The organism is uncultured Sphingobacterium sp. (assembly GCF_964277905.1).
GTDB lineage: Bacteria > Bacteroidota > Bacteroidia > Sphingobacteriales > Sphingobacteriaceae > Sphingobacterium > Sphingobacterium siyangense.
On sequence record NZ_CAXYKD010000003.1, the window covers coordinates 1 to 14,588 of the forward strand.

At 35.0% G+C, this 14,588-nt stretch carries 14 protein-coding genes; 5 read left to right on the forward strand and 9 right to left on the reverse strand.

What is annotated here, in order from left to right:
- Window positions 1-325 precede the first annotated feature (325 nt).
- The 4 genes from ACHWSC_RS01975 to ACHWSC_RS01990 form a co-directional block, all read right to left on the reverse strand.
- Window positions 326-823, reverse strand: a complete 498-nt coding sequence (locus ACHWSC_RS01975) for a hypothetical protein (RefSeq protein ID WP_394675615.1) — start codon at window positions 821-823, stop codon at window positions 326-328.
- Between the two features lie 67 nt (window positions 824-890).
- A complete protein-coding gene (locus ACHWSC_RS01980) occupies window positions 891-1,262 on the reverse strand; it encodes a hypothetical protein (RefSeq protein ID WP_394675616.1) in 372 nt (123 codons plus the stop codon).
- 257 nt (window positions 1,263-1,519) lie between these two features.
- Window positions 1,520-1,882, reverse strand: coding sequence for a hypothetical protein (locus tag ACHWSC_RS01985; protein ID WP_394675617.1), 363 nt, complete (start codon window positions 1,880-1,882; stop codon window positions 1,520-1,522).
- 15 nt (window positions 1,883-1,897) lie between these two features.
- Window positions 1,898-2,059, reverse strand: a complete 162-nt coding sequence (locus tag ACHWSC_RS01990) for a hypothetical protein (RefSeq protein ID WP_394675618.1) — start codon at window positions 2,057-2,059, stop codon at window positions 1,898-1,900.
- Window positions 2,060-2,812: 753 nt separating this feature from the next.
- Here ACHWSC_RS01990 and ACHWSC_RS01995 point away from each other — a divergent pair.
- A complete protein-coding gene (locus ACHWSC_RS01995) occupies window positions 2,813-3,271 on the forward strand; it encodes an energy transducer TonB (RefSeq protein ID WP_394675619.1) in 459 nt (152 codons plus the stop codon).
- A 390-nt stretch (window positions 3,272-3,661) separates the two neighbouring features.
- Here ACHWSC_RS01995 and ACHWSC_RS02000 read toward each other — a convergent pair whose 3' ends face one another.
- Window positions 3,662-4,666 (reverse strand): alpha/beta hydrolase, encoded by a 1,005-nt coding sequence (locus ACHWSC_RS02000; RefSeq protein WP_394675620.1) that lies wholly within the window; start codon window positions 4,664-4,666, stop codon window positions 3,662-3,664.
- Between the two features lie 393 nt (window positions 4,667-5,059).
- On the opposite strand from ACHWSC_RS02000, the gene ACHWSC_RS02005 reads away from it, so the two are divergent.
- The 3 genes from ACHWSC_RS02005 (at window position 5,060) to ACHWSC_RS02015 (ending at window position 9,891) form a co-directional block, all read left to right on the forward strand.
- Window positions 5,060-5,404, forward strand: a complete 345-nt coding sequence (locus ACHWSC_RS02005; RefSeq protein WP_394675621.1) for a TfoX/Sxy family protein — start codon at window positions 5,060-5,062, stop codon at window positions 5,402-5,404.
- A gap of 399 nt (window positions 5,405-5,803) precedes the next feature.
- Complete coding sequence (locus tag ACHWSC_RS02010) at window positions 5,804-6,745, forward strand: hypothetical protein (protein WP_394675622.1); 942 nt, start codon at window positions 5,804-5,806, stop codon at window positions 6,743-6,745.
- Window positions 6,746-7,029: 284 nt separating this feature from the next.
- Complete coding sequence (locus ACHWSC_RS02015; protein WP_394675623.1) at window positions 7,030-9,891, forward strand: response regulator; 2,862 nt, start codon at window positions 7,030-7,032, stop codon at window positions 9,889-9,891.
- A 14-nt stretch (window positions 9,892-9,905) separates the two neighbouring features.
- On the opposite strand, the gene ACHWSC_RS02020 is transcribed toward ACHWSC_RS02015, so the two are convergent.
- The 4 genes from ACHWSC_RS02020 to ACHWSC_RS02035 all read right to left on the reverse strand — a co-directional run bounded on the left by ACHWSC_RS02020 (window position 9,906) and on the right by ACHWSC_RS02035 (window position 13,569).
- A complete protein-coding gene (locus tag ACHWSC_RS02020) occupies window positions 9,906-10,214 on the reverse strand; it encodes a hypothetical protein (RefSeq protein WP_394675624.1) in 309 nt (102 codons plus the stop codon).
- 195 nt (window positions 10,215-10,409) lie between these two features.
- Complete coding sequence (locus ACHWSC_RS02025) at window positions 10,410-11,075, reverse strand: DUF4844 domain-containing protein (RefSeq protein ID WP_394675625.1); 666 nt, start codon at window positions 11,073-11,075, stop codon at window positions 10,410-10,412.
- 353 nt (window positions 11,076-11,428) lie between these two features.
- Window positions 11,429-12,250: a helix-turn-helix domain-containing protein gene (locus ACHWSC_RS02030; protein ID WP_394675626.1), complete on the reverse strand. Its 822-nt coding sequence runs from the start codon at window positions 12,248-12,250 to the stop codon at window positions 11,429-11,431.
- Between the two features lie 419 nt (window positions 12,251-12,669).
- Window positions 12,670-13,569 (reverse strand): helix-turn-helix domain-containing protein, encoded by a 900-nt coding sequence (locus tag ACHWSC_RS02035; protein WP_394675627.1) that lies wholly within the window; start codon window positions 13,567-13,569, stop codon window positions 12,670-12,672.
- Window positions 13,570-13,726: 157 nt separating this feature from the next.
- Here ACHWSC_RS02035 and ACHWSC_RS02040 point away from each other — a divergent pair, with 157 nt between their 5' ends.
- Window positions 13,727-14,581 carry an aldo/keto reductase gene (locus tag ACHWSC_RS02040; RefSeq protein ID WP_394675628.1) on the forward strand — a complete coding sequence of 285 codons (855 nt, stop codon included), beginning with the start codon at window positions 13,727-13,729 and terminating at the stop codon, window positions 14,579-14,581.
- The last annotated feature ends 7 nt before the right edge of the window (window positions 14,582-14,588 follow it).

The following is a 14,588-nucleotide window of genomic DNA, read 5'->3' on the forward strand; positions in this document are numbered from 1 at the left end:
GGACGATGCCAATGCATAACTGGGGCTTGACCATATCCCAACTTTATATTAGATTTGGGGATAGACTCAAATTAGAAAGAGGTTTTTAAGATGCTAATCCAATGACACAGTTTGAGTTACACTCCCCTAACTTAATCTAAAATGAAAATCCACATCTTCATTAAGATTTCCACTCTTGAAACAATATAAATAGCAAGAAGTCAAATGGATGACAACGGCCTTATATAGTATCTCCCTTATCCAACTGTCGCCGATCGTCTGATAGTTTGAAAAAACCGTAAACCCTTCATTTTTATAATAAAAACAATCACTGGAAAATAATTATTTAATATATGGTACCCGTTAAACAATAATCTACCACCTCATTTGTCTTTTTGTCAAATCGAACAGCAAAGGTCCAATTCCCCTGATTTTTATTGAATAGGAATAACTGGACATAATAATAACCACGATACTCAATTCCGTTGAACACATAAAGTGTAAATATATCTCTATCAAAATTGCTAAAAATATTTTTTGTAAAAATTGAACACTTCGCTTTAATTTTAATTCTATGTTGTGGCACTAAATCATTATTTTTTTTCAAGCTATCCAATTCTAACTTGTTTGGAATACTATCTTTAATTAACTTGATATCACCCAAGCAATCTGCAATTTCATATACATTACTTGCCTTTGCTAACGTAAATCCTGAAAATCGTATTGGCTTAGTCGTTACCTTCTCTTTTATTAGCCCAATATTATCGCAGAAATAGTGAATTGCCTTTGTCTCTAACGCCTTTCCCGCTTGATATTGCGCGTGACTATCTCTTAAAGATAACATAAGTATTAGCGATAATATCAAACATTTAAAATTCCTGCGACTCATTTTTTTACTCTTTTAATTTCTCCTATTTGAAAATTTTCACAAAACTCAATTTATCGGTTTTTGAAGTAGATCCTCTATATCTGTCAGCGATATTTGGATCAGCTTTCAAAGCTAATAATGTTTTTGCACTCAGAAAGTCACTATGATTAATCGCAAGCATTAATAAAGTTTGGCCAAATTTCGACTCTTGGTAATTGACCGGCGGCTTATCTTCGTTAACTAATTTTTTTATTAAATTAACATTCCCATCTTCTACTGCCTTTGCCAAATCCCAAACTGGGGCCCCTTGAAAAAGTCGATAATCATTTCCGACAAGTTTCTCTTTGTCCACCTCATGATCCCTATTATAACAGCCAGAAAGCGTAAAAATTAATAATATTACAAATATTCTCATAAACTAAAATCTAAATCCGAAATTGAGGAAGAGTAATGGCATTTCTCAATCCGCTATTTATCTGTTGATCAATCGGAGGAGTTTTAGTTGCAAAACATCATGTTTAGCGTCTTTAAAATCGTTCATCTCCGCTCCGGCTGTAGCATAACGTATTCTATTTTCCCATCCACGGTTCTCTCGTATACATTAGATTTTCAGCTTGAGTCTTAACTTTATCTCGAAGCTGTCAGATCTAATCTCAACTTTTACAGTTAAGATCATGGAAATATTTGCTCTATCTTATTTAGTTGGTTTAAAACTGTTATATCACATGGTATTATTCCTATTAAATCTTCCCCAAAATAAAGCCCATAAGGATCAAATATCACAATTAGGTTGAGCAGTTTCAAATCATTTTCTATTAAATACAGCTCAATATTATCTTCTCTTACATCATAATTTTGTTCAGACAGAATTGAGTTTAATTTCCCTTGATAAATAGCATTTTTTACTATTTCATACCCATTGGATATATACTTAAAACCACCTAAATAAAAAGCCCGCTCAACCTTAATAAGAAAAGATTTTCTTCTATTTATCGCTTTTAATTTCTCATAAAAGGGATTTTTTTGCCTAAACATAATCAAATATTACAACTATTTCTTTATAAACTCTTGAATTGCATCATAAGGCTTATATGCAACTGTAAGAGTGTTTGTTCTTGCTTCAATTTTGGTTTGTGTTCTTCCTTTCGAATCTCCAACATCCAATTTAGAAACATTATTTTTATACTCCTCTCTAACAATTTCTGATTTCACTAGGGTTGCTAATACAGGTGTCTAAAAACTGGCCAATGCCTTCCTCTAATTATCTATTCGATAAATAATTGGGGCCTTATCAAACCCCTCATTAAAAATATGTAATCTGCCACAGTTTGGACACTTCACAACTATTTTCATTTCCATGTATAATTGTTCAATATCTACTTTTCCCACATAATTATCCATTTCTATATCTGAAATAATTAAATATTGATTAGGACTCGGTATTTCACTCAAGCTAATTATACATTCACAAACACATTTTATCTTCGGCATAACGACAACCATTTAGGCATTATATTATTCATAGCTAATAAACTACGTTATTAAGAAATTTGAAATATTTAGGATCACGATAATCTAACCAACCGTATTCAATATTCTTTCCATTAGACAATTCAATATAGTAATATTGCTCATATCGCCCAGCGCAAATTTAAAAACTGTATTAAAAAATTTTAAACGCGTTTTTCTGCCAATATGTATCAGTTTCATTTTATTAGAATATAAAGGAAAGTAACTTAAATATACCTCATTTTATCGCATAATATATTTTCCTGTATAGGACTCATATCGGCCTGAAAGGTCTAAATCAAAATATTTCTGTCCGTAAATCATGCATGAAAAGCAAGACAGACTAATAATCAGTATCATCAAAAAAATAGTATTTATTGATTTTTTCATAAGGAACTGTTGCATCAAGATACAAATTAGTTATGTAAATTAGCTACTTAGTTATATAGAAACACAATGGAAATTTCCTGGGTTCGTAAGCTATTATTTATGTGTATTGTATCGATAAGCATGTTAGCGCAGGCTGTCGGTCAGTCCCTTGTTTCGGATGACTCTGTTGCGGATATTCCTCCTCACATGAATGAAGTATTTCCCGAGCCGCCATATGGTACGAACGGTTTTAAAGATTGGATTATTAAGAATTATCAGATACCAACCGCAGCTAAGAAAGCAAAAGTAAACGGCAAACTGATTATCAATTTTACGATTGAGAAAGATGGAAGGCTCAGTAATTTTCAAATAACCAAGAACATTGGTTATCATACTGGTGAAGCTTTAATTAAATTGATTAGAAAATCTAGTCCATGGAAACCGGGATATCAAAATGGATATGCTGTAAAATGCGGCTATACATATCCCCTATCATTTAGTGATGGTGACTTGAAATTAAAAAGTGACACAAAAAGACAAAGATGAAAATCCATATTGATGAACCATATAAAGGATTTAATAATAATCTTTCTATTGATAGATGAATCTACTTCCTAAATCGTAACATCTTGTGCTCTCCAGCCGGATTTTGTAAATTCAGAGCATAAGCCACAGCATGAAACAAATCATTGTGTTCTTTTACATATTAGCATTTAATAGCCTTCTAGGTCAAAGCATCCGAAAGGATACCGATCTAGACTTTTCTTTGGCAAGCGATACCGGTTGGAGGTGGTTTAATGGCCATAGATAGCAACGATCGAACGGAGTAACCTGAGAAAAGATAAAAACTCCTATCTCGGCATAACAGCTAAAAAACCAAAATCCTACACAACCCAATATATATGCATATTTCTTCGTATCCAATTAGCTGATGTTTTACTTTAAATTCTCTCTTGCAAATGCTGCGATCTCCAAAACAGCCTCTCTGGTTTCTTTTAAAACAGCTCCCATATGCATAAAGCCATGAACCATCTCTTTGTAATGAGTAATTTTGACCCGAATTTCAGAAACTTTCATATTCTGTGCCAGTTGTTTTCCTTCGTCCCGCAAAGGATCGTGTTCAGCCAATAATATGAACGTTGGAGGTGTATCTTTAAATTCTTTAATCAATAAAGGGATTGCCATTGGTTTCTGTTGATCCCTTGGATCGTTTAGATACCAATTCCAGGCTTTTATTCCTTCATCTTTATTAATAATCGGACCATCTTCATAGTCTTTCCATGATTGTGTATTTAATTGATTATCAACTGCCGGATAAATTAATACCTGAAATCTCAATTGCTGACCAAGCCGTGTCGAAATTCCAACCGCTAAGGCTGCTCCAGCACTGTCGCCAATAATTCCGACCTTATTTTTATCAATGTTTAAAGCATCCGAATTATTGAGTATCCATTCAGTGGCCCACTGAGCATCATCGAAACCAGCTGGGAAAGGATGCTCTGGAGCCAGTCGATAATCAACAAAAACAATAACAGAGCCTGTAACATTGGCCAATTGACGAACAATAGTATCGTGCGTCTCAAAACTTCCTGAAATAAACCAACCGCCATGAAGATAAATGATAGCCGGTGATTTCTCTTTTACAATTCCATTGGGTCGGTATATTCTCACAGGAATTTCGTGATTCTTATTACGAATATTAAATTCTTCTATAATTTTCACCGCTTCTTTCTTCCCACCGAGCTGAATGGCCATTGTCTCATATCCTTTGCGGCTTATGTCTAATGAATTTAAACCGTCAAACACATGAAGCTTGTTCAGGTTTTCAATTATTTTAGTTATTTCAGGAGTCAATTTAATTGTATTCATTTCTTTATTATGATTTATGTTTCCATAGAAAATCAATCCCGGTATCACGCGTATTCCGAGAATCTTTTCCATATGCTATCAAAATTATATAGAAGTCATAAATTTACCACAGTACACAGCTGAATGTATGTTACTAACAAATTTGTAAGTAATGGGAAAAAGAAAGGAAAATTTTACAAACAGTATTAATGAGAAATACATAACTGAATGTGATCTATAAGAATCCGAAGTACAACCATTGATCCATAATTGTCTTGAGTTCTTCCGGCTGTTTATTAAATAATGGAATCGAAATCATTATAATCCTATGGTTAAGTGTTTCTAGACGGCCAACTGGAAAATCTATCGGAGCAACAATCCTCGTCGACAAACTTATCTTAGTATAGTTGTTTAAATTAAAAAAAGAGGAAATCTGGTGACAATCGTGGTTTTTAAGTAATTTTAGATAATAGACAAACTGAAGTGATGGCTTATAACAATGAACTTGCCGACCGCGTCCGTGAAAGACTTGCAATGGAAGAAGATATTGAAGTTGCAGAAAAGAAAATGTTTAGTGGCTTATCTTTTCTTGTGAATGGGAAAATGTGTATCAATATCAGCCATGACAATCTAATGTGTCGCTATAGTGCAGAACTGGAAGATGAGGTCTCGGAAAAAAAAGGCTTCTTGCCGATGATTATGAAAGGAAAGCAACTAAAAGGCTATTGCTATGTAGAGCCTGTTGGTTTTCAAAAATTTGATGATTTTGAATATTGGATAAAAATCTGTCTTGATTATAACCCAACGGCGAAGGCTTCGAATAAGAAATGAAAAATGAACTCAATTTTGATCAGACCGTTATCAAACCAATTGTTCAAACGTTAAAAAATATTATTTCCAAATATCCTGTTGTCGTTTATTAAGAATGGAACAATTAAATCTTCATTGCAAAACAACTAAACAAGAATAAAGACAATTTTAAAAGATCACATCAAGGGGTTATAAATTAGAACTCCTTTATTTTACAACAACATATGAAATTGAATAACATCCTTTTTAACGAATTTTAAACGATAGTCAGCGAATTGTAAACGGTTTACACTGCAAAAATTGATATTTTTACATTTGACAATTACCAATACTTCTTAAGCTATACGGCTAGTATATCGGAAAGCTGTCTAATAGCGTTGGCCGAAATATTAAACCAACGCGCTCCAACAGAATTGACTTATGAAAAAATATATGTTATCAATTATTGTTTTACTGACTTTAGCCTCTTGCAAAGGACAAGAAAGTAAGACAGAAATTTTGGATAAACTAAAGTATAATGCGGACAAGAGCAACTATGGTATCCAACCGACGTTTTATTATCCTACTGAAATCTCAATAAATGATTATCCTGTAGTCAAAGGGCTTGAATTCTTTGGAAACACAATTCCAAACTTTATTGACATTGCGATCAACAAAAATGGTGAACAAGAGTTAAAAATACTAATTGACTTATCCAATTATAAAAAGCAAGGAAATCCGATTTTAAAAATTCTATTAGTTAGGTCAGCCAAAGGAATATCAATCATCTCCAATGAATCTGATTTTCCCGAAGAAAACATTTTAGTAAATTATGAATTATCGAATGATGATATAACTCAAGAAAACATTAAAAGTGGTTACTTCTTGAAAACGCTAAAGTTTAATGCTAAAATCCCTGTCGAACTATCTTCCTTAAATAAATCAGTTCAATTAAAGAACTCAACAGAACTACTTGACAAACTGTATAGCGCTCTTACCAACCTGACGAAAGATTTAAATGATAAAAATAGCAACAACGTTTTGGAAATTATCCAGAACGCAGAATTTGAGGTGGCACAATTACGGGGGATGAAAAAAGAATGGATGTTAAAAGAAAGAGAAGCTCTTCTATCAAATACTTTTACATTGCTACCAAAGGATAGTTGCGACGTCAAAATTTATGGAAACGGAACAATGGCAACTCTTGTGAAAAAGAATTCAGAAATAATCAAGCAATCGGCAATAACTTCAAAATTTACCAAAGGTTTCCCTAGAGGTAAAGTTGTTCAATTTTATAACTTTTATTACAACATACCGAAAGGAAAGGAAGAATTAGAATTAATAAGATTTGACGGTTATGCAATAACAAAATACAAAAAATAATAAACGCTATCTGCAGAAAAGCTGTTGTGCCTGGCTAGCTAAAGTGGAATCGCATGATCTCAATAGTTGAAATCTCCAATATAAGCTATCTAGTAGAAACATGATGAAAGCCATCAAATATTACTGACTGATTAGAGATACAATTCTATTTTTTTAGTATCTTAACAGTAAACTACCGACCAATGCCAAAAAAAATTATAAGAAATCTCCAGATAGGTGTAATGCTGTCTTTGATACTACTGATTTCGGGTTCTATAGCATCTTATGTTAGCATACATAACCAGATGGAGAGCAGGAAAAGCCTCTTAAAAACGAAGGAGTCTATCAGTTTAATAAAAGATATTTTAAACACGCTGTTAAATGCCGAAACTGGCAATCGGGGATATCAGCTTACCGGCCGTGAAAATTTTCTTGAACCTTTCAATAAAAGCAGGAATGAATATCCGCTGCTTGTTGCTAACAAAGATAGGTTTAATCTTAATGATAAACTCCAGATTAATATCCTTCATGAACTGCTGCATACCTCAGACAGGCTGATGAAAGAATATGTCTTGTTGATTGATAATCGTACAAAGGGAATATTAATGACTCCAGAAGAACTTGTTCAAAACAAGATGGCCATGGATAAATGCCGAATGCTCGTTCAGGAGTTTGTGAAACACGAGGAAGTTCAGCTTGCCCTAAAAAATGAAGATCTGAACAACTCCACCAAACGGACCGTTTTATTCATTATCTTTTCAGCGGTTGCGGCCATTGGCGTCACCATTTTCGTCTATATTCAACTAAAATCGGACATTATGCGCCGGGATAAATTGGAAAAAGATCTGTTTTATACGAAGGAAATGCTCGAGGAAACAAGCGCGGTTGCCCAAGTGGGAGGCTGGGAAGTCAATATGAAGAGCGGAAAGCTCACCTGGTCTCAAAGTGTACGAGAAATTCATAAAACTAACATTAATTTCCAACCAACTTTTGAAAATGCCCTTGGATTTTACGAAGGAAAAAACAGAGAGAGAATAGAATATCTATTCAACAGAGCAGTACAACAAGGGATTTCTTTTGATGAGGAGCTACAACTTCTGCGTAATGACGGTGTCACCATTTGGGTAAGAGTAAAAGGTATTCCCGAATTTGAAAATGAAGTTTGCCACAGGGTTTTTGGAATTATTCAGAACATTGATGCCTTCAAAAAAATGTTTCTGGAAGTTGCTCAGAAGGAAGCTATGATGCAGTCCTGTGCTACAGATGTTCCTATTCCTTTGGCAATGCTTGATAAAGCCCTTAACTACGTTGCTGTAAGCAGCAGATGGCGAGATGAATTCAGTATGAATAATGTCGACCTTATCGGCAATAACCTGTTTACAATATCGCCCAATATTCCCGAAGAAAGAAAAAAGATTTACAGGAATGCGCTTTTGGGAGAAACGTATATCGACGGGGATTTTGCACTAAAGGTGGAAGGAAAAGAAGAAATTCAACATTACGATCTTAAAGTCGGACCCTGGTATCTTACAAAAGATGAGGTTGGAGGTATAATTATTTCTATACAGAATATTACAAATGCCGTAAAAATAAACGAGGAACTGAAAAATGCCAAGAAAACTGCAGATATAGCCAGCAGGGCAAAATCTGAATTTCTGGCCAATATGAGTCATGAGATCCGTACTCCTTTGAACGGAGTTATTGGTTTTTCAGACCTCCTCCTCCGGACACCGCTGAATGAAGCACAGACGCAATATCTGCATTACATCAATGAATCAGGGGAAAACCTCCTTAGCATCATCAATGATATACTGGATTTTTCTAAAATAGAATCCGGAAAAATGGAGCTTTTGATTGAAAAAAGTGATGTGTATGATATGTTAAGCCAAGTCATCAATGTTATTCTTTATCAATCTCAGAAAAAAAACATCGAACTTCTTCTCAACGTTGAGCCGGGCCTCCCAAAAATACTTTTCATTGATGAAGTCAGGTTAAAACAGATCTTGATCAATCTGTTAGGAAATGCTGTAAAATTCACAGAAAAGGGCGAGATCGAACTAAAAGTAGAGAAATTGCGCATGGATGATCATACGATTGCCTTGCGCTTCTCAGTAAGAGATACAGGAATCGGCATTCCTATAGAGAAACAGAAATATATTTTTGATGCCTTTACCCAGGAAAACAGTTCAATCAGTAAACGATTTGGCGGCACAGGATTGGGACTAACCATCTCGAACAATATTTTGGGATATATGGGAAGTCATTTGTCGCTGACCAGCGAAGTGGACAGCGGTTCTGTATTTTTCTTCGATCTTGAGGTTCCTTACGAAATGTCTGAATGGAAAGAAGAGGATGAAACGACAATTAAAACGGCCTTAGTGGTGGATGATAATGAAAGCAACAGGATTATTCTTGAACACATGCTTACCTATAAAAATATCAAATCTACGTTAGCTTCTAATGGAATGGAAGCCTTGGATATCATGTTGAAAGGTGAGCGGTTCGATGTCATTCTGATGGATTATCATATGCCTATCATGTCCGGATTGGAAACAATAGAAAAAATAAAAGGCTTATTAAATCAGCGAAAAGAGGTTGCTCCATTTATAGTACTTTCTTCTTCTTCGGAAGAACTGGATATACTTACATCGGTTAGGAAAATAGAAAATACACATTTGCTATTGAAGCCTATAAAATCACATGATCTATACAAAACCCTTAAAAAGGTAGACCGAAGTTCAGTAATAGAAATTATTCAGGATCAGGCTGAGAAAGATTCGCATGCATTTGTGCGAGAATTAGACGTGCTTTTGGTTGACGATAACCCCGTGAATATGGTACTGAACAATAGGATAATGAAGTCTCTTGCTCCCAATATACTTCTGACGGAAGCAGCTAATGGTTTACAGGCTTTGGAAGAAAGCAAGAAAAAGCAGTTTTCTCTTATTATTATGGATGTACAAATGCCGATCATGAGTGGTATTGAGGCAACACAACATATTAGAATGCTGCCAGCATATCAACATATACCTATCATAGGCGTTACAGCTGGAAATGTGTTGGGGGAAAAAGAAAAATGCCTTGAATCCGGAATGAATGACTTTCTTCCCAAACCAATACGCCGGGCAGACCTTCTTGAAGTACTCAAAAAATATATTAGTGTTTAGTAATTATTGTTGTTCTAAGAAAAAAGATGATCTGACACAAACAATGATGTATCGGCAGCTAAGGCATACCCAGCATTAGTGAGATCAAGTTTACCTCCATCTTGAATGTGTGAAAATTCAGAATCAAATAATAAGTCTAACATCTTATAGCATAAATCATCAATATTATTTATTTCAACAGAAAGATCTTCCAAATAATCATCCAATCTATTATCTTTTATAAAATTAAACCATTTAAAATACTTCTTTGCTTCTTTTACAGACCATTCAGAATTCTTAGTTACCCAAAACTGTTTTGGAAGTATGTATAGCGGATAACTCACATATAATTAACAATATTTGAAAACTATAAAACTGGCATCTTTCAATAAGTTTCTAGAAGGCTTCATAGCGGATTTTCCTTTAAAAATGCTAGTCGAGATTCTTCACCGTACTGGGATTCCAGGCATTGAGACCCCATGCGATTTCAAAACGAAGAGAATACTCACACTTATTATTTACAACCGTTCATCGCTCGGTTATTTTTTTCTGAAGAATTTTATTTGTTCAAGTCTTACATTGGCTTGCTCCTCGGAGTATGTTGTTTTTTGCAATTGTTCGATTGCTTTATAATTACCATAACGCTTTTCTTTAATATTTGGTCCTGTCGAAAGCAAATTAAATTCATTACAGTTGTTACATTGAATTATTTGCCAACTATAGTCGGGAATACCTTCTTCTTTTTTTAAAATGAATGTCTCAAGTTTTGAACCACATTGAGTGCAGTCTTGAGATAAAGTTTCAACTATTTTATCTTGTCCTTTGAAAAATGAAGTTAATTTGAATAGCGTATTGAGCACTTTGCCATACAACCACCCATTTAGATTGTCTTTAAAATCAACTGAAACAATTTTTGAAAGTCGGTCAAAATAGTCGCAAATAAATTCACGCTCTTCTGTATCATAATCAGACCGATGGACTTTATCCAGCGATTTTTCTAAAATGCTTTTAAGCTGTCTTGGTTTATAATCAGAATTTATAGCTTCAATCAAATTGTTCGCACAATCGTTGAATAAACTCTGAAGTCTGTTGCAAATTTCCATGTTAGATGGACTTAGTCCCCGTTCTTCCCAAGCAGAATTAGAAAACTTGTCCTGTATTACAAAGGCATTTAATTTATTTAATGTTGTCTGTTTGTTAATCATTAAAATTGTCAGTTTGGTATTCAATCTTTTGGCCTGTTAGGATTACTTTAGGCCAATACTTTTCCATGACACCAAATTACATAAAAAAGTGGAGCGGAAGCGGAAATAGCAAAAAAGATTATTGCCTGGAAGAATGCGACCTGCGGCACAGTTAAAAGAGGTAGTTTGATCACTCAAAAATATCGTGGTTTTGAACTTCTATTAGAGAATTTTAATTTTCCGAATTTCAATATTTTGTTTTAATTTATTGCGTATAGTGATAAAACTATTGTCATTCCAGTTATAACCTAAATAATAAAATATTTCTTCATCCCTATTGTCGATCCCTAAATGGAATAGATTAATTCATCAAACTAGATTTCAGAAGGTGTTATACCATATTGTTTTTTAAATGCAGTTGAAAAATGGGACTGGTTTTTAAAGCCTACTTCAACGTACACATTCTGCACCTTTTTACCTTCTTCTTTTAATTTGACATATGCCGATTCCAACCGCTTTTTTATCAACCATTTTTGAGGACTTAGCGTACTAATTTTTGCAAAGTCACGTTTAAATGTTGCCAGGCTTCGACCGGTATAGGCCGCAATTTGCTCCATTGTAAGATCATCCATATAGTGATCATTCATAAATTCCAACATATCTATCTTCCAAGGATCAGCGAAATCAAATAATATCGGGAAGAAAACATCAGCATTATTGAGAAGAGCATAAATACCTTCGAGCAGTTTCAAATGTGTCACTTCTTCCGTCGGTTTTACATTTTCTTCAAAATATGGAGTAAGCGAATTAAACAAACTCGCAATATCTGGCTTTGGTTCTATCTTAAATACATTTTTATCTGAAAATGCTTCTTGTTTAGGAAGCTTAGATTTATTCAATCGGCTGTAAAACTCCCTTAGAACACTTCGGTTGAATGTTAATGAAATCCCCTTATACAGATCATTCCCCTTGCTATTTTTATACATCAACAAACGATGGTTACGCCGAATAAACGCACATTCTCCAGCTTTTATCTTAATTTTCTTGTTTCGATCTTCAATAATCTGTTCACCTGAATATACATACACCAATACATGTTCAGGCGCAGCATGAATACATTTTTCCCTAAAGTCTGAAAAGCAAGAAAGGAAGATACCCCAGTAACTTATCGTTTTTAATTTATCAGCGTGTTCCATCGAATAATATGCTATTTTTTTCACAAAAGTAGTAAATAAGCAAAGTAAGTTCTTTACGCTGAAGATCAATTAACATTTCTGAAAAGCTCATTTATTGCTATCCTCACGCTTCAGGCTCTATGGTTTAGGCTATAAACAGGACACTATTGAACAAATTTCAATAGTGGATGCCATTGCTCTCTGGGGACCAATAATGGCACATTTTGGATTAGGTTCAAATATCCTTGTCAATTCTGACCGAGCCAGAAAAGAATTGGGATGGCGCCCTAAATATGATAACCTGTTGCAAGAAATAGCTTCTAATTGAACAGACGTTGGCTCCTCCTCACTTTTGGTGGTCAAGACGAAGGATATACCATAGCCTCTGCTATTCTTGTAATTTTTAAATGAGCAGAATATCAAGGCTTCTCATTTTAAAACTAATTCAGATTGACATTCCGGTACTCATTTGGGCTATAACCGACACGGTTTTTAAATAAGCGACTAAAATGCTGCGGATATTTAAAACCAAGTTCAAATGCAATTTCGTTAATGGTCTTATTCGAATCGAATATTTTTTCCTTGGCAATCTCGATTAACTTATTCTGAATATATTCCTGCGCAGTCTTCCCTGTTTCTTTCTTAACGAGGTCACCAAAATAGTTGGCAGAAAGAAATAATTGTTCAGCAAAGTAGGCCACAGTTGGCAGACCGTATTGTTGTGGTTCATCTGACTGAAAATAAGCATTCAAAATCTCTTCGAATTTTTCTATAATACCCTTATTAACATTTTCGCGCGTTATAAATTGTCTGTCATAAAACCGTTGACAATAATCTAGGAAAAGCTCGATGTTGGAGACAATGAGCTTTTTGGTATGCTTGTCGATACTATGAACCAGTTCATGCTTTATTTTGTTGAGGCAATCCATAATGACCCTCCTCTCCTGCTCGGAAAGATGAAGCGCCTCGCTAGCTGAATAGGAAAAGAACGTATAGTTGGCAATCTCCTTTGCCAACGAAGTACCATAAAGCAGCTCTGGATGAAATACCAATGCTGTCCCCTGAGGCTGGTAGAATTCGGTGCCATTCTCCCCAATGACCTGCCCCGGAGCCAAAAATATCAATGTTCCCTCTTCATAATCATAATTCTTAAGTCCATACCGGAGATCTCCACATTTTATTTCTTTAAAAAACACGGTATAGAACTCATACCTGAGCTTTGACAGTTTACGAGGATCAGCTCTGCTCAAATCGACTACACTGATCAAAGGATGCAATGTTTCATTGTTATTGAAATTATTGTATTCGCTAATACTCTTAAAACTGATGATCTCTTCCATTTGCCTTAATGCTATGAAACAAATTTACAAAACTGAAATCCAATAATGTATTGAATCGGTAATATTGGTAGAACTATCCGTAATCCGTCTACCAAAACCTTAGCCTGCAAAACCGAACTTTGTTATCATTGGATTGTATACTACATAAACGATTTTCATGATGTATAAAGTAAAACTAAATAACGGAATTGAAATGCCTATCCTTGGTTTCGGTGTTTTCCAAATAAAAGATGCCTTAGAATGCGAACGCGCTGTTATTGATGCTGTCGAAACTGGATACCGGCTAATTGATACCGCGGCCTCTTATTTGAATGAAGAAGCAGTAGGAAAAGCGATAAAAAATTGCGCTATCCAACGTGAAGAATTATTTATCACGACCAAACTGTGGGTTCAGGATACGGGATATGAGAAAACCAAGACCGCTTTTCACCGCTCATTGGAAAGACTACAATTGGACTATCTCGATCTATATCTGATCCACCAACCTTATGGCGATATCTTTGGATCGTGGAAAGCGATGCAGGAACTTTATGAAGCCGGTAAAATAAGGGCTATCGGGACTGCTAATTTCCAGCCGGACAGGGTGATGGATCTCATTGTCAATAGTGGTTTCACTCCGGCTGTCAACCAGATCGAAACACATCCTTTTCAACAGCAAATTCAAAATCAAGCTTTCCTGAACGAAAATAATATCCAGACCCAATCCTGGGGTCCTTTTGCAGAGGGGAAAAACGATATTTTCCATAATGGGGTCCTTAAGTCAATAGGAGAAAATTACAATAAAACTGTTGCACAAGTCATCCTCCGATGGCTTGTGCAACGGGACATCATTGCTATCCCCAAATCTGTTCGTAAAGAAAGAATAGCCGAAAATTTCCAGCTATTCGATTTCGAACTGACAGAGAAGGAAATGGATGCCATAAGATCCTTAGACACTGGAGAAAGTCTATTTTTTGATCACCGGGACCCTAAGATGGTCAGATCGCTGAGTGAAAGAAAACTTGATATCTAAAACGTTA

Excerpts from the sequence above, each read along its gene's own strand:
- ACHWSC_RS01975 (WP_394675615.1), bottom strand. The coding sequence starts at position 823 with ATGTTATCTTTAAGAGATAGTCACGCGCAATATCAAGCGGGAAAGGCG.
- ACHWSC_RS01980 (WP_394675616.1), bottom strand. The coding sequence starts at position 1,262 with ATGAGAATATTTGTAATATTATTAATTTTTACGCTTTCTGGCTGTTAT.
- ACHWSC_RS01985 (WP_394675617.1), bottom strand. The coding sequence starts at position 1,882 with ATGTTTAGGCAAAAAAATCCCTTTTATGAGAAATTAAAAGCGATAAAT.
- ACHWSC_RS01995 (WP_394675619.1), top strand. The coding sequence starts at position 2,813 with ATGGAAATTTCCTGGGTTCGTAAGCTATTATTTATGTGTATTGTATCG.
- ACHWSC_RS02000 (WP_394675620.1), bottom strand. The coding sequence starts at position 4,666 with ATGGAAAAGATTCTCGGAATACGCGTGATACCGGGATTGATTTTCTAT.
- ACHWSC_RS02005 (WP_394675621.1), top strand. The coding sequence starts at position 5,060 with ATGGCTTATAACAATGAACTTGCCGACCGCGTCCGTGAAAGACTTGCA.
- ACHWSC_RS02010 (WP_394675622.1), top strand. The coding sequence starts at position 5,804 with ATGAAAAAATATATGTTATCAATTATTGTTTTACTGACTTTAGCCTCT.
- ACHWSC_RS02015 (WP_394675623.1), top strand. The coding sequence starts at position 7,030 with ATGGAGAGCAGGAAAAGCCTCTTAAAAACGAAGGAGTCTATCAGTTTA.
- ACHWSC_RS02025 (WP_394675625.1), bottom strand. The coding sequence starts at position 11,075 with ATGATTAACAAACAGACAACATTAAATAAATTAAATGCCTTTGTAATA.
- ACHWSC_RS02030 (WP_394675626.1), bottom strand. The coding sequence starts at position 12,250 with ATGGAACACGCTGATAAATTAAAAACGATAAGTTACTGGGGTATCTTC.
- ACHWSC_RS02035 (WP_394675627.1), bottom strand. The coding sequence starts at position 13,569 with ATGGAAGAGATCATCAGTTTTAAGAGTATTAGCGAATACAATAATTTC.
- ACHWSC_RS02040 (WP_394675628.1), top strand. The coding sequence starts at position 13,727 with ATGATGTATAAAGTAAAACTAAATAACGGAATTGAAATGCCTATCCTT.